This is a genomic window from Ruegeria sp. CDSA193 (assembly GCF_059611885.1).
Map to the genome: position 1 here is coordinate 139,300 of NZ_JBXWPN010000009.1, position 14,533 is coordinate 153,832.

Here is a 14,533-nt window from a genome sequence, read left to right on the forward strand (position 1 = left end):
GATCAAGGGCGACTGCGTGGCGGGCGGCTTTTGTAGACCGGCAGTCTCCAGCCGAACAGCAGCGATCCTGCCCGCAATGCCCAGCAGATCAGGGCGCATGCGGCAAGCACGGTCAGCTCCTCGAACCCCATCCGGTTGGCAATAACGGCCGCTACCGAGCCTGCAAGGGCGCAGGACACATAAAGCTCACCCTGTTTCAGCACCAGCGGAACCTCGTTGCAGACCACGTCCCGCATCAGGCCGCCAAAGCATCCGGTGGTGACACCCATCAACACCACGATCGTGCCGGATTGGTCCAAGGATAATGCGACGCCCGTGCCGGCAGCGACCGCGATGGACAGGGCGAAACTGTCCAACCAAACCAGCCAGTTATATCGGCTTTCGACCAGATGGGCTGTAAAGAACACAAGCACCGCCGCACTGCAGGCCATCAGGACATAGCTGGGCTGGCCAACCCAGAACACCGGATTCCGATCCAACAGCAGGTCACGCACCGTGCCGCCGCCAACGGCAGTCAGGCAGGCGATAAAGGCAAACCCTACAAGATCAAGCTGCGCGCGACTGGCGACCAATGCGCCGGTCAGCGCAAAAACCAGAACCGAGGCATAATCGAGCAGGTCCAAACCGTTCATGGCTGCGTCTTCTTGGGCTTGAACGGGGCCATGCCTGCACGGGCCAGTTCGTCGGCTTTTTCGTTTTCCGGGTGACCCGCGTGGCCCTTGACCCATTCCCAAGTCACATCATGACGCACCTGCGCCTCATCCAGCCGTTGCCACAGGTCGACATTCTTGACCGGTTTTTTGTTCGAGGTTTTCCAGCCGTTCTTTTTCCAACCGAATATCCAGCCGGTGACGCCGTTTTTCACATAGGCGCTGTCAGTGATTACGGTGATTTTCGAGGCACGTTCGAGCGTTTCAAGCGCGCTGATTGCGGCCAGCAGTTCCATTCGGTTGTTGGTGGTTTCAGCTTCGCCGCCGCTCAGTTCACGCTGTTTCAGGACGGTGTCGCCGTCCATTGCACGCAGCACCACACCCCAGCCACCCGGGCCTGGATTACCGGAACAAGCACCGTCAGTATAGGCAAACAGTTCAGGCATGGGCCAGCACCAGAATGAAGCCATCGTAAGAACCCGCCAGACCTTTGCCGATCCCGGTCCTAATCCCGTCGATGGTAAAGCCGGCATCTGCCAGGGCCTCCTCAATCTCGGTCTGCGAGAAGTAGCTATAATAGCGATCCAGATGATCGCGATGTTCGCCCGTGCCCAGTTTGAGGCCCAGGAAAAAAACGCCCTGCGGTTTCAGCGCCCGGTGGATGGCCACCAAATGGCGTGGGAAATCCTTGCGGGGCGCGTGCAGCAGCGAGAAGCTGGCGTAGATGCCGTCATATGCGGCCACTTCGGTCACGTCGTCGAAAGTACCCAGATGCGCGTCCAGGCCATTGGCGCGCGCATAGTCAACAAAAGCGGGCGTCGCATCCAGCGCATGCACGCTCAGGCCCTGGCGTAGAAAGAACGCGCTGTCTGACCCGGGGCCCGAGCCCAGATCCAACACATGCCCCTTACCGACGGCATCGACAAATTCCTGACGCGATGTCAGCTGCTCCGGTGGTAGAGGAACCTTGAGGTATTCGGCCACGTTGTTGGTATAGGCGTTGATGGTTTTGGGATCGCTCACAGATAGACTCCGACGGCAAGGCAGGCCAATACGACTGCGGTCAGCAAAATGCGCAACCGCATCCACCAGACTGGTGTTAGCCGCCAATACGAAAAGATGGCATCCAACACCAGTAGCCCGCCAAACCCCCACATCAGATTTGTGCCAGTGCTGACAGGCCCGCTGCCGGTTTTCAGAAAGGCCCACAGGGCGGGTAATGTGGACAGCGCATAACAGGTCGCGGCCTTGCTGCCAGAGGTTTTACTGGAAAACCCCCACAGCACGCCGGACATAAAGCTGAGGATGATCGCCCCATAATACAACTGGATATACGGACCGACAAAACGTGCGCCCAGTGCCTGTCGGCCCCAGTCGTTCAGATCGTCGTTCAGATAGGTCAGAGCGCCCCAGATGAAGGGGATCAGCCCGGCCAACCCCAGAAACAGCGGCGCCCTTGGTATGCCGCTCATGCGGGTTGGCGCAGGACGCGCGGGACTTTGAATTCGACATTCTCGGTCGCTGTTTCGACCATCTCGACCGTCACATCATAATGCTGGCGGAACGCATCGATAACTTCGTTGATCAGAACCTCGGGGGCAGAAGCGCCTGCTGTCAGAGCGATCGAAGAGATACCTTCGAGGGCGCGCCAATCGATATCGGTCGCGCGCTGCACCAGTTGGGCATAGCTGCATCCTGCGCGTGCCGCGACCTCGACCAAACGGCGCGAGTTAGATGAATTCGGCGCCCCCACAACCAGCAGGGCATCTGACTTCCGGGCCACAACCTTGACTGCTTCTTGCCGGTTGGTTGTGGCGTAACAGATATCTTCTTTGTGAGGGCCGACGATAGATGGAAATCGGGTCTGAAGCGCTGCAATGATATCCTTTGTATCGTCAACCGACAGGGTCGTCTGAGTGACAAAGGCCAGTTTGTCAGGGTCGCGGACCTGGACGTCTGCAACGTCTGCAACCGTTTCGACCAGCAAAACCTCTCCTTCCGGTAGCTGTCCCATCGTTCCGATAGTTTCGGGATGGCCCTTATGTCCGATCATGATCATCTGCAGCCCGGCTTCGGCGTGGCGCTGTGCTTCGACATGGACTTTGGAGACCAGCGGGCAGGTGGCGTCGACATAGACCATCTGGCGCTGCGCCGCCGTCGCGGGTACCGATTTGGGAACCCCGTGCGCCGAGAATATCACTGGGCGATCGTCGGGGCAGTCTTCCAGTTCATCGACAAAGATCGCACCTTTGGCACGCAGTCCATCGACCACGAATTTGTTATGGACAATCTCGTGCCGAACATAGACCGGGGCACCCCATTTCTGCAGCGCCATCTCGACAATCTTTATGGCCCTGTCGACACCAGCACAGAACCCGCGCGGGGCGGCGAGATAGAGGGTCAGGGGGGGCTTGGTCATGTCGCGTTCTCCTTACCGACACAGGTAAGTCTTTTCACGGCCATGGTCCAGTCAGGACAATGTCATTGATCCGACATGGTTCAATGCTAGCCAATGGGTGTTTTCAGCACCTGATCTTTGTTTAAAAAGCGCGGCCAGGGTTTCCCCTGACCGCGCTAATTTTCAACCGAGTTTGCTTTGGGGCCAGTTACTACCCGCCTGCGGCAACGGTGCGCGGTTCCATCGGCATTTCGCGCGGCGGGCGACCGATCACGTCGCGGAGATCTTCCAGCTCGATGAAGTTGTCGGCCTGGCGGCGCAATTCGTCCGAGATCATGGGTGGCTGGCTGCGGATGGTCGACACTACAGAAACGCGTACCCCCTGACGTTGCAGGCTTGCGATCAGCGGGCGGAAATCTCCGTCGCCGGAAAACAGCACGATATGGTCTACACGTGGTGCAAGCTCCATGGCATCGACGGTCAGTTCGATATCCATGTTACCTTTGACTTTCCGACGCCCCATGCTGTCGGTGTATTCTTTTGCCGGTTTCGTAACCATGGTGAAGCCATTGTAATGCAGCCAATCAACCAGTGGACGGATGGGCGAATACTCGTCATTTTCAAGTAGCGCTGTGTAATAGAAAGCTCTGAGCATCTTACCGCGGCGCATGAATTCCTGGCGCAGCAGTTTATAGTCAATGTCAAACCCCAGTGCTTTTGCGGCTGCATAAAGATTCGAGCCGTCGATGAACAGCGCTAGCCGTTCGTCTTTATAAAACATAAATAGGTCCTTCCGGTACAAATCAGCGCGCTGCGTGTTACGTGAGTGAGTCTTGGGAAAATACAGCGCATTGATATCTCCATAATTAGGGGTTTTATGGTGTATCGCAAGTATGCAATTCGCCGAATATAGGGAGTAGGATGCGCAAAACCACCTCAAAAGCAGTGCTTGCCCTCGGTGCAAATCTCAAAGTGAGAGGTTTTGAGCCCCATCTGACGCTACGGCATGCCATTGACGCGATTTTGCGCCAGGGGCTGTTGATTCGGGCAGAAAGCCGCTTTTATGCGACCCCTTGTTTTCCTGCAGGCGCGGGGCCGGACTATGTGAATGCGGCCGTGTTGATCGAGACTGAAAGGTCACCCTTTGAGTTGCTGCAGATATTGCATGGAATTGAACATGATTACGGGCGCGAGAGGATTCAGCGCTGGGGAATGCGGACGTTGGATCTGGACCTGGTCTGTTACGATGATCTGGTTCTGCCCGACCGCGAGGTTTTTCAAAGCTGGTTATCGCTGCCGCCCGAAGATCAGAAACAGCAGGCGCCGGATCAGTTGATCCTGCCGCACCCAAGGGTACAGGATCGTGCGTTTGTGCTTGTTCCCATGGCGGATGTTGCCCCGAACTGGAGGCATCCAATACTGGATCAGACCGTCAGGGAAATGCTTGCGGGGCTTCCTTCAGGCGATATTGCGGCAGTTACCCCGATATGATTGGTGCATTTGCAGCATTTCCTGCTTGTCAAGGCAGGGATTCGCCCTTAGATAAACCTCTTCCTGACATGGATTCAGTAACGGAGAGCGCCCCATGGCCCGCGTGACGGTTGAAGATTGCGTAGACAAGGTTCCGAACCGGTTTGAACTGGTGATGCTTGCCGCCCATCGTGCGCGCGAGATTTCCGCCGGTGGTCCGATCACCGTTGACCGTGACAACGACAAAAACCCGGTTGTATCTCTGCGTGAGATCGCTGACGAGACCCAGAGCGCTGATGAGCTGCGCGAGCGGCTGATTGAGGCCAACCAGACCCAAATCGAGGTCGACGAGCCCGAAGAAGACCAGATGGCGCTGCTGATGGGTGCGGAAACAGACAAGCCTGCGGATGACGACATGTCCGAAGAAAAGCTGCTGCGCGCTCTGATGGAGGCTCAAGGCCAGGGGTAATCCCCACAAATGAAGGTGCGGACCGGATGATTTCTGCTGAAGACCTGATTGCGCTGGTCCGCAACTACAATCCAAAAACGAATGCAGACCGCATTGCCAAGGCGTATGAGTTCGGCAAGCAGATGCATGATGGGCAATTCCGCCATTCTGGCGAGCCCTATTTCACCCACCCTGTTGCCGTTGCCGCCATCCTGACCGAACAGCGTCTGGATGATGCGACTATTATCACGGCGCTGCTGCACGATACGATCGAAGACACCAAGGCCAATTACGGCAAAGTGTCTGAGCTGTTTGGCGAAGAAGTCGCCAAGCTGGTTGATGGGGTCACCAAACTGACAAACCTTCAGCTGTCCAGCCGCGAAACCAAACAGGCCGAGAACTTCCGCAAGCTGTTTATGGCGATGTCCAAGGATTTGCGGGTCATTCTGGTCAAGCTGGCAGACCGTCTGCACAATATGCGCACAATCAAGGCGATGCGGCCCGAAAAGCAGATCGTCAAAGCGCGCGAGACGATGGATATCTACGCGCCGCTTGCAGGCCGTATGGGTATGCAATGGATGCGGGAAGAGCTGGAAGACCTCGCCTTCCGCGTTCTCAACTCTGAAGGCCGCCAGTCCATCATCCGCCGCTTCATCACGCTGCAGCGCGAAACGGGTGACGTGATCCACCGGATCACCGGCGACATGCGGCACGAACTTGAAAAGGCCGGGATTGAAGCCGAGGTTTTTGGCCGTGCCAAGAAACCCTATTCGATTTGGCGTAAGATGCAGGAAAAGGACCAGGGGTTCTCGCGTCTGTCCGACATTTACGGGTTCCGCATCATTACGCAAAGCGAAGAAGACTGCTATCGAACCCTTGGCGCGATCCACCAGCGTTGGCGCGCCGTGCCGGGGCGGTTCAAGGATTATATCAGCCAGCCGAAATCGAACGGTTACCGGTCGATCCACACCACCGTTTCAGGCCGTGACGGCAAGCGGGTCGAGGTTCAGATTCGCACTCGTCAGATGCATGATGTCGCCGAAACTGGCGTGGCCGCGCATTGGTCCTATCGGGATGGGGTGCGTTCGGAAAACCCCTTTGCAGTCGACCCGGCTAAGTGGATCGCCAACCTGACCGAACAATTCGACAGCGAAGAGGATCACGAGGATTTCCTCGAGGCGGTCAAGCTCGAGATGTATTCGGATCAGGTCTTTTGTTTCACGCCTAAGGGGGACGTGGTGAAACTGCCGCGTGGTGCGACGCCGATAGACTTTGCCTATGCCATCCACACGCGCATCGGGCACGCCTGTGTAGGGGCCAAGGTTGATGGTATTCGCGTGCCGCTTTGGACCCGGATCAAGAACGGGCAGTCGGTGGATATCATAACAGCTGACGGTCAGACTCCCCAAGTCACGTGGTTGGAAATTGCCGTCACCGGTAAAGCCCGTACAGCCATTCGTCGCGCCCTGCGCGAGGTTGACCGAGAGCGGTTCATCAAGCTGGGCAAAGAACTGGCGCGATCGGGATTTGAACATGTCGGGCGCAAAGCGACCGACAAGGCGCTGGACACTGCTGCCAAGCATCTACGCCTGAAAGACCGGCATGAGCTGCTGGCGCGCCTGGGCAGTGCAGAACTAACTGCCCATGATGTGGTCAGCGCCGTCTACCCGGAACTGACGCAGGATGATGGTGATGCCATTCCGATGCGCCGGGCCGTGATCGGTCTTGAGCCGGGGCAGAAGTTTGACCGCGCCCCTTGCTGCCAGCCATTGCCGGGTGAACGGATCGTCGGGATCACTTATCGCGGCAAAGGTGTTGTCGTGCATGCAATCGACTGTGATCGCCTGAGCGAATACGAGAGCGAGCCCAAGCGCTGGGTCGATCTGCACTGGCACTCGGGTACTCACCCTGCTGTCTACGGGGCGACGATTGATGTTACGATTGGCAATGACGCAGGTGTGCTGGGTCGCATTTGTACATTGATCGGCGAGAAAAAGGCCAATATCTCGAACCTAGAATTTGTGGATCGCAAACCGGATTTTTACCGCCTGCTGGTCAACGTAGAACTGCGCGACCTAGAGCAGTTGCATTCGTTGATGTTGATGCTTGAGGCCGAAAGCGATGTTGCAGCGGTTGAACGTTTCAGAGACAGAGCTAAATCCGCAGTTGCGGCTGGCTGAGAAGGGGTGATCAGGAGTGGTATTCAAGCGCCGAGATCGACGCTCGCCTGTCCAGATCGCATCGGAATTCGTCTATCCTCGTGGTGGCTGGACCCGGGCCTTTCACTATGTGAAACACCGCGTCCGGCGATTGCCGGATTCACCTGAACGCATCGCCCGCGGGGTAGGGTTTGGAGTGTTTGCGGCCTTTACACCTTTTTACGGGCTGCATTTTGGCATTGCCGCCCTGGCTGCGCGATTGTTCAACGGCAATATGCTGGCTGCACTCAGCGGTACGTTTTTCGGAAACCCATTGACCTATGTGCCCATCGGGGTGGTTTGCCTTCAGACCGGGCATTTCCTGTTGGGCACCGAGTTTGAAGAGGGCGACACCCATGGGCTTATGGGGAAGTTCGCCAATGCTATCGGTGATCTCAAAGACAACCTGATTGCAGTATTCACCGACCGGGTGGCTGACTGGCACGGGCTGGGAATTTTCTACGACGAGGTTTTCTTTCCGTACCTGATTGGCGGCATTCTTCCCGGATTGCTGGCTGGGGTGGTTTGCTACTATCTCAGCCTGCCGCTGGTCCACACCTATCAGCAACGGCGTCGCGACAGGATCAAAAAGAAGTTTGAAGAAATCAAACGTCTGGCTGAATCCGAGGCTGCCGTTCCAGAGTCAAACCAACTAGGCTCGAGCCAGGATTTGGGAAAGGAATCAAAGGATGTCTGAGAACCGTTTGCGTCTCGGTGTGAATATCGACCATGTGGCCACAGTGCGGAATGCACGTGGTGGGGTCTATCCCGACCCTTTGCGCGCGGCCACGCTGGCCGAGCAGGCTGGTGCAGATGGCATTACTGCCCATCTGCGCGAAGACCGCAGGCATATTTCGGACGCAGATATTGACGGGTTGATGGAGGTTCTTTCGGTGCCTCTGAATTTTGAAATGGCAGCCACGCCCGAGATGCAACAAATCGCTTTGCGCCATAAGCCGCACGCGGTCTGCATCGTCCCCGAAAAGCGCGAGGAACGGACCACCGAAGGCGGGCTGGAAGTCGCGCGCGAAGAAAACAAACTGGCCCATTTCATTGCACCTTTGCGTGATGCGGGCTGTCGCGTGTCGATCTTTATCGCCGCCGACCGTCGCCAGATCGAGGCCGCGCATCGCATCGGGGCCGAAGTGATCGAACTGCACACAGGCGCCTATTGTGACGCCCATGCCGAAGGCAAGCTGGATGAGGCAGCGCAAGAGCTGGAAGGCCTACGCGATATGTCCGCCTTTGCCCATTCGCTTGGCCTCGAAGTGCATGCCGGACATGGTCTGACATACGACACGGTCAAACCTGTCGCCGCTTTCCCCGAGGTGCGCGAGTTGAACATTGGTCACTTTCTGATTGGCGAATCGATCTTTTTGGGCATGACCCCCGCCATTCAGGAAATGCGCCGCCTGATGGATGAGGCGCGGGGATGATAACCTCGGGTTTCATAGCAATCTGGATCGCCTGGCTGATGGCCGGAGGCTCACCCGGTCCGGCAACCATGGGCATCGCCGGAACTGCAATGAACGAAGGCCGCCGCGCCGGTCTGGTCTTTGCACTGGGCATCTGTGCTGGGTCCGCTGCCTGGGGCATCGCCGCCGCGCTGGGCCTGTCGGCGATCATGCTGGCCAATGTCTGGGTGTTCGAAGTGATCCGCTATGTCGGTGTAGCCTATCTGGGCTGGCTGGCGCTCAAGGCCCTGAAACGGGCGCTGTCGTCGGATGAGATGGCGTTGGGCAACCCGGTCACCGGCTCGCTACGCACCATCTTTGCCAAAGGCGCGGCGATTCACCTGACCAACCCCAAGGCGATCCTCAGCTGGGGCTCGATCTACGCTATCGTTGCCCCGAATGACGCCAGCTTGTCGATGCTGCTTGGCTATTTCGGCCTGCTCTACGCGGGCTCGTTGCTGATTTTCATCAGCTATGCATTCCTTTTCTCTTCCGAACGCACAGTCCGCGCCTACCGCCGCGCCCGCCGCTGGTTCGATTTTGCCTTTGCCGGGTTCTTTGGGGTGGCAAGTTACAAGATTTTGACGGTGCGGTTGTCATGATCCTAGGCATCGGCACAGACCTCGCAAACATAGACCGCATTCAAGGCACGCTCGACCGGTTTGGTGACCGGTTTCGCAACCGTGTTTTTACCGACATCGAACAGCGCAAGGCCGAACGCCGCGCCGACACAGCAGGCACCTATGCCAAGCGCTGGGCCGCGAAAGAGGCGTGCTCCAAGGCGCTGGGCACCGGGCTTCGTATGGGGATTTCCTGGAAGGACATGGCTGTGACCAACCTTAAAACCGGCCAGCCAGTGATGCATGTGACCGGTTGGGCGGCGGAACGGCTCAACGATATGACCCCCGAGGGTCATGCGGCGATCATCCACGTCACCCTAACCGATGACCACCCCTGGGCGCAGGCCTTCGTGGTGATCGAGGCGCGCCCAATTCGCGAACGCAGCGCTCTGTCTTGACTAACCCCGCCGCGCCGCGCATGTAGCACCCCAACAAACCAAGGACCGGAGAGCAGTATGGCCGAGGACGTCAAAACCGGAAATCCCGTGTGGGAGACGATCAAAACCATCGTCTATGCGCTGTTGATCGCGGGCGTTTTCCGTACCCTGTTCTTTCAGCCGTTCTGGATTCCGTCAGGGTCGATGAAACAGACCTTGTTGATCGGGGATTTCCTGTTCGTCAACAAAATGGCCTATGGATATTCCTATGCCTCTTGCCCCAGTCTGATTATTCCAAGCGTCGGCATCAATATCGACGCCGAGGATGTTTGTGGCTGGATGCAAAGTGATGACAACACCCGTATCTGGGCCGGCGATCCCGAGCGCGGTGATGTGATCGTATTCCGTCATCCGGTAACGGGCCGCGATTATATCAAACGCCTGATTGGCCTGCCCGGCGATCGTATCCAGATCATTGAGGGCCAGATCATCCTGAACGGTACTCCGGTTCCGCAGCAACCCGATGGCGTCTTCACCGAGGTCGCGGCGCCGCAAGGTCCGCAAGGGTTGCGCCCGCGCTGTGAAAATGGCCCGGTTGGCCGTGGTGGCGTGTGTGAGAAATCCCGCAAGATCGAAACCCTGCCCAACGGGGTGTCCTATGATGTGCTGAATATCGGTAATCAGGGGTCGGACAATACCGGCGTCTATACAGTGCCCGAAGGCGAATACTTCTTTATGGGCGATAACCGCGACAATTCCAGCGACAGCCGCCTGCCGCAATCGGCCGGGGGTGTCGGATATGTACCCTATGAAAACCTGATTGGTCGTGCAGATCGTATCATGTTCTCATCCGCTGGCCGGTCGATGCTGTTCTTCTGGACCTGGCGCGGAGACCGCTTCTTTAAGGCTGTGAATTGAAGCTTTCCGCCGAAATAAAGGCGTTTCAAAAACGTCTGGGGCATGAATTTGCCAACCCCGAGCTGCTGGTGCGTTCGCTGACCCATGGATCGGTTTCGTCCGCCACGCGCCCGGACAACCAGCGGCTCGAATTTCTGGGTGATCGGGTGCTGGGTCTGGTGATGGCGACGGCCTTGCTGGAGGCGGACAAAAAAGCGAGCGAAGGTCAGCTTGCACCCCGGTTCAATGCGCTTGTGCGCAAAGAGGCCTGTGCAGATGTGGCGCTGCAGATTGATTTGGGTGCTGTACTGAAACTGGGCCGATCTGAAATGCTGTCCGGAGGGCGGCGCAAACAAGCTTTGCTTGGCGACGCGATGGAGGCAGTCATTGCTGCGGTTTATCGCGACGCCGGGTTCGAGGTCGCCAGCGCCGTTATCCTAAAGCTCTGGGGTGATCGCATCCACGATGTCGAGGCCGACGCCCGTGACGCCAAAACGGCGCTTCAGGAATGGGCGCAGGCACGGGGCCAGAAACCGCCCAGCTATGTCGAAGTCAGACGCTCTGGCCCGGACCATGCGCCGGTCTTCACCATCGCTGCGCGTCTTCAGGACGGGGCAGAAGAGCAGGCAACAGCAGGGTCAAAGCGTCAGGCCGAACAGGCGGCCGCCAAGTCGTTGCTGGACCGTTTGCAGAATTAGTCTACCGGGTAAAAACAGTCTGTCTCCTGAGGGCTGGCCGGAAATGCCTATCGGTCGAACACGGATCCTATCCGGTGATGGGTCGCCCACCATACCCCACCCAATGCCATCCTGAACGCATGTGCCAAAGCTGCAAATCGCTCTGGTCCGCTGCCTCTTTCTGCGATAGGGAGGCCCATCTGCAAACAGGATCAAACCCCAGATGACGACACGCGCCGGATTTATCGCACTGATCGGAGAGCCCAACGCAGGCAAATCCACCCTTCTGAATCGCATGGTCGGGGCCAAGGTCTCGATCGTGACACATAAGGTTCAGACGACCCGCGCCCGCATCCGGGGCGTGGCGATGGAAGGTGATGCACAGCTGGTCTTTGTGGACACGCCGGGCCTTTTCAAACCGCGTCGCCGTCTGGATCGGGCAATGGTGGCCGCCGCATGGGGCGGGGCCGCGGATGCCGATGTGGTTGTCCTGATGGTCGAAGCGCATCGTGGCATCACCGAGGGCGTAGAGCGCATCCTTGAAGGTCTGAACGAGATCGGGCAGGGCCGCACCGTCGCGCTGGCCATCAACAAGATCGACAGGGTGCAGTCCGAAGTTCTGCTGGCCCTGACCAGCGATCTCAACTCCCGCTATTCTTTCGCCGAGACATTCATGATCTCGGCCGAGAAGGGCCATGGCGTTGACGATCTGCGAAAATGGTTGGCGGGCGAATTGCCCGAGAGCCCGTGGCTATATCCGGAAGACCAGATCGCTGATCTGCCGTTGCGTATGATCGCGGCAGAAATGACACGCGAAAAGCTGACCCTGCGGCTGCATCAGGAACTGCCCTATCAGCTGACCGTCGAGACCGAGAACTGGGAAGAGCGCAAGGACGGGTCGGCAAAGATCGACCAGATAATCTATGTCATGCGCGACGGACATAAAGGTATCGTTCTGGGCAAAAAGGGCGAGACCATCAAGGCCGTCAGCCAAGCGGCCCGGGCCGAGCTGGAAGAATTCCTCGATCGCAAGATCCACCTGTTCCTGCAGGTCAAAGTCCGGCCAAACTGGCTGGAGGAATCCGAGCGCTATTCGGAAATGGGTCTGGAATTCAAAGATGGAAACGCATGACGCGACTGACGGCAGACTTCTGGGTTCACGCCTATCTGGCACGGTTACGATTTCAGGAAATACCGGCCTTTGTTGTGGCCCATGGTGACGACACAGCCGGCGCGGTTTTGATCAAGCTCAATACGTTGGACGGTCAGGCCACAGCCTTCCAGCGCAGCTTTGATCTGATGAGCGGTGAGCGCAAGTGGGTTGAACTCTCCTCTGGTCCCGAGGTCGATGTGGACGAGGCTATCCAACGCCAGCGCAGCTTTGACCCTGACCTCTGGGTGATTGAGGTCGAAGACCGGCAGGGGCGCCATTTGCTGGGTGAGGACGGTCTGGATTAGCGGTAGTAGCACAGACGCGGTGCAGGCCTCTGCCAAAGTTATGTCATAGGTCTAGGTAAGATGGCCCATTTTCGCTATTCGTATGCGTATTTATCGGATGGTGCTGAAACGGGTTGTTGCGGCCTATGGCAAGGATAGAGGTCTTACGTTGGCTGAAACATTTGGTCAGAAGTTCATAAAGTCAAACCTTGGTCTTGTGATGAAGCACTTCGAGGGTTTCATGGTATTTGTCGGCATTTTAGGCCCGTTTGCCACCCTTCCACAGCTTGTGAAGCTCTTCTTTACCCACTCTCAACATGCGTCGGGCCAATCGCTGTTAACATGGTCGCTCTATGCGGCGTTGTCTTTGCTTTGGTTCATCTACGGTCTGATCGTCAAGAAGTTGCCCATCTATGTTGGCAACGGCATTTCTATGGTGCTGAACCTTCTTATGGTCCTGGGTATCCTGATCCACGCGGGGGTCACGTTCTGACAATAGGTCGACGATTTCCCGGTCTCTCTTGCAGTGGTCCCGGCTTTGCGTTCTTTTGCTCGGGCAGGACTGACCCCACAAGATTGGACACGCTTTGGACTGGCGCGACCACGGCATACTTCTGACCTCACGCCGCCATGGCGAAACGGCGGCAATTATCGAGGTCTTTACCGAAGGCCACGGTCGTCATGCCGGCGTCGTACGTGGTGGAACCAGCCGCAAGATCGCGCCGATCCTGCAGCCCGGGGCGCAATTAGATGTGCTTTGGCGCGCACGGCTCGAGGAGCATATCGGCACTTTTCAGGTCGAGCCCCTGCGGTCGCGGGCGGCGGCGGCGTTTTCGGGTAGGCTTGCGCTGGCCGGATTGAATGCGGTGGTGGCCCTGCTCTCGTTCTGTTTGCCTGAGCGCGAAGCGCATCCGCGCATCTATAAACAAACCGAACAGTTGATGGATCTGCTGGGTCAGGACGAAATTTGGGTGCTTGCCTATCTGCGGTGGGAATTGTCGCTGCTGGAAGAGCTGGGGTTTGGCCTTGACCTGACACGCTGTGCCGTGACGGGTGTAACAGAAGGTTTGGATTATGTTTCTCCGAAAACAGGTCGTGCGGTAAGCGCTGATGGGGCAGGGGACTGGGTGGATAGGTTGCTTCCCTTGCCACCTTGCCTGCGTGGCGTGGGCGACGCGCCGGATACCGAAGTGGTGCAAGGATTGCTGACCACCGGACATTTTCTAGAGAACCGTGTTGCTCCGTCGTTGGGGAACAACCCTCTGCCCGGCGCACGGGCGCGGTTTATTGATCAGATCAATCGGCAGCTTTGAACACCATTTCCTGCCCGTCCTCATTGCGCAATATCAGCAGGTTCCCTGATACTTCTGATTGGGTCATGGCAAGCAGGGCGGCGAAATAGATCCCTTCTGCCTCAAGCCCGGCACAGGCGGCACGGGTTGCTGTCAGGCCGGTCAGCTCAAACCATGGATAGGGCGCGTTAAGCCTGCCCGTGTAGCTGTTGCAGGGGGCGTTGCCCGCTACTTTGCCTTCTTCCGGAAATCGCAATAGGGCACTGGCATTGTAGGGCTGACCGTTGATCTCTTGCAGGGCCCATTCCCGGTCGGCAGCACCATAGGCTGCAACGGTTTCATCCTTCTGACATTGGAGTAATCCGGAAAGGGAAAGCAGCATTATGTAACGCAACATGGCAGAATTCCTGAAATCAGCGAAGAACAGTTTCCTGGGCTTGGACGCATTGTTTTGAACCGACTAGGTAAAGGATCGGATACAATGGTGACCGTTGACTTGCAAAACATCTTGGACATATTGAAAGCGAATAACGGGCCTTTCCTAAGATTTGGGCAGTTAGGTGGAATTTTTACACCGGTATATACGCCAGGTTTATTTGATTTTGACCTGATAGA

At 57.4% G+C, this 14,533-nt stretch carries 20 protein-coding genes; 13 read left to right on the top strand and 7 right to left on the bottom strand.

Going from position 1 to position 14,533, the window contains the following annotated elements; translation table 11 throughout:
- Nucleotides 1–2: 2 nt before the first annotated feature.
- From AC2FLG_RS17075 to AC2FLG_RS17100, 6 genes are all read right to left on the bottom strand, one after another.
- Complete coding sequence (locus tag AC2FLG_RS17075; protein ID WP_496702966.1) at nt 3–632, bottom strand: trimeric intracellular cation channel family protein; 630 nt, start codon at nt 630–632, stop codon at nt 3–5.
- Nucleotides 629–1,096, bottom strand: a complete 468-nt coding sequence (rnhA, locus tag AC2FLG_RS17080) for a ribonuclease HI (RefSeq protein WP_496707218.1) — start codon at nt 1,094–1,096, stop codon at nt 629–631. Before rnhA ends, AC2FLG_RS17075 begins: the two co-directional genes overlap by 4 nt.
- Entirely contained in the window at nt 1,089–1,673 is a 585-nt protein-coding gene (locus tag AC2FLG_RS17085; RefSeq protein ID WP_496707219.1) for a class I SAM-dependent DNA methyltransferase, read from the bottom strand. Before AC2FLG_RS17085 ends, rnhA begins: the two co-directional genes overlap by 8 nt.
- Complete coding sequence (locus AC2FLG_RS17090; RefSeq protein WP_282022242.1) at nt 1,670–2,122, bottom strand: DUF3429 domain-containing protein; 453 nt, start codon at nt 2,120–2,122, stop codon at nt 1,670–1,672. Before AC2FLG_RS17090 ends, AC2FLG_RS17085 begins: the two co-directional genes overlap by 4 nt.
- Entirely contained in the window at nt 2,119–3,069 is a 951-nt protein-coding gene (gene ispH, locus AC2FLG_RS17095; protein WP_271951367.1) for a 4-hydroxy-3-methylbut-2-enyl diphosphate reductase, read from the bottom strand. Before ispH ends, AC2FLG_RS17090 begins: the two co-directional genes overlap by 4 nt.
- A gap of 190 nt (nt 3,070–3,259) precedes the next feature.
- Nucleotides 3,260–3,829, bottom strand: coding sequence for a LabA-like NYN domain-containing protein (locus AC2FLG_RS17100; protein WP_142639223.1), 570 nt, complete (start codon nt 3,827–3,829; stop codon nt 3,260–3,262).
- Between the two features lie 140 nt (nt 3,830–3,969).
- Here AC2FLG_RS17100 and folK point away from each other — a divergent pair, with 140 nt between their 5' ends.
- From folK to recO, 13 genes are all read left to right on the top strand, one after another.
- A complete protein-coding gene (gene folK, locus AC2FLG_RS17105) occupies nt 3,970–4,539 on the top strand; it encodes a 2-amino-4-hydroxy-6-hydroxymethyldihydropteridine diphosphokinase (protein ID WP_496707225.1) in 570 nt (189 codons plus the stop codon).
- A gap of 94 nt (nt 4,540–4,633) precedes the next feature.
- Nucleotides 4,634–4,987, top strand: a complete 354-nt coding sequence (gene rpoZ / locus AC2FLG_RS17110) for a DNA-directed RNA polymerase subunit omega (RefSeq protein ID WP_142639234.1) — start codon at nt 4,634–4,636, stop codon at nt 4,985–4,987.
- 26 nt (nt 4,988–5,013) lie between these two features.
- Nucleotides 5,014–7,146, top strand: coding sequence for a RelA/SpoT family protein (locus tag AC2FLG_RS17115; protein ID WP_142639236.1), 2,133 nt, complete (start codon nt 5,014–5,016; stop codon nt 7,144–7,146).
- 16 nt (nt 7,147–7,162) lie between these two features.
- Nucleotides 7,163–7,861, top strand: a complete 699-nt coding sequence (locus AC2FLG_RS17120) for a DUF2062 domain-containing protein (RefSeq protein WP_142639238.1) — start codon at nt 7,163–7,165, stop codon at nt 7,859–7,861.
- On the top strand, nt 7,854–8,600 hold the full coding sequence (locus tag AC2FLG_RS17125) for a pyridoxine 5'-phosphate synthase (protein WP_142639241.1): 747 nt from the start codon (nt 7,854–7,856) through the stop codon (nt 8,598–8,600). The genes AC2FLG_RS17120 and AC2FLG_RS17125 overlap by 8 nt, the downstream gene beginning before the upstream one ends.
- Nucleotides 8,597–9,220, top strand: a complete 624-nt coding sequence (locus AC2FLG_RS17130) for a LysE family translocator (RefSeq protein WP_271951355.1) — start codon at nt 8,597–8,599, stop codon at nt 9,218–9,220. The genes AC2FLG_RS17125 and AC2FLG_RS17130 overlap by 4 nt, the downstream gene beginning before the upstream one ends.
- On the top strand, nt 9,217–9,636 hold the full coding sequence (gene acpS / locus AC2FLG_RS17135) for a holo-ACP synthase (RefSeq protein WP_496707227.1): 420 nt from the start codon (nt 9,217–9,219) through the stop codon (nt 9,634–9,636). Before AC2FLG_RS17130 ends, acpS begins: the two co-directional genes overlap by 4 nt.
- Before the next feature lie 57 nt (nt 9,637–9,693).
- Nucleotides 9,694–10,533, top strand: coding sequence for a signal peptidase I (gene lepB, locus AC2FLG_RS17140; protein WP_496707228.1), 840 nt, complete (start codon nt 9,694–9,696; stop codon nt 10,531–10,533).
- Nucleotides 10,530–11,210 (top strand): ribonuclease III, encoded by a 681-nt coding sequence (gene rnc, locus AC2FLG_RS17145; protein WP_271951343.1) that lies wholly within the window; start codon nt 10,530–10,532, stop codon nt 11,208–11,210. The genes lepB and rnc overlap by 4 nt, the downstream gene beginning before the upstream one ends.
- Nucleotides 11,211–11,412: 202 nt before the next feature.
- Complete coding sequence (gene era / locus AC2FLG_RS17150) at nt 11,413–12,321, top strand: GTPase Era (RefSeq protein WP_496690318.1); 909 nt, start codon at nt 11,413–11,415, stop codon at nt 12,319–12,321.
- On the top strand, nt 12,318–12,647 hold the full coding sequence (locus tag AC2FLG_RS17155; RefSeq protein WP_142639253.1) for a DUF1491 family protein: 330 nt from the start codon (nt 12,318–12,320) through the stop codon (nt 12,645–12,647). The genes era and AC2FLG_RS17155 overlap by 4 nt, the downstream gene beginning before the upstream one ends.
- A gap of 82 nt (nt 12,648–12,729) precedes the next feature.
- The gene (locus AC2FLG_RS17160; RefSeq protein WP_246097298.1) at nt 12,730–13,119 is read left to right on the top strand and encodes a SemiSWEET transporter; all 390 of its coding nucleotides are present in this window, start codon (nt 12,730–12,732) and stop codon (nt 13,117–13,119) included.
- Nucleotides 13,120–13,213: 94 nt separating this feature from the next.
- Nucleotides 13,214–13,939 carry a DNA repair protein RecO gene (gene recO, locus AC2FLG_RS17165; RefSeq protein ID WP_496707230.1) on the top strand — a complete coding sequence of 242 codons (726 nt, stop codon included), beginning with the start codon at nt 13,214–13,216 and terminating at the stop codon, nt 13,937–13,939.
- Here the strand turns inward: recO and AC2FLG_RS17170 are convergent.
- Nucleotides 13,923–14,315, bottom strand: coding sequence for an META domain-containing protein (locus AC2FLG_RS17170; RefSeq protein ID WP_496678789.1), 393 nt, complete (start codon nt 14,313–14,315; stop codon nt 13,923–13,925). The two genes, recO and AC2FLG_RS17170, sit on opposite strands and share 17 nt — an antisense overlap.
- Between the last annotated feature and the right edge of the window lie 218 nt (nt 14,316–14,533).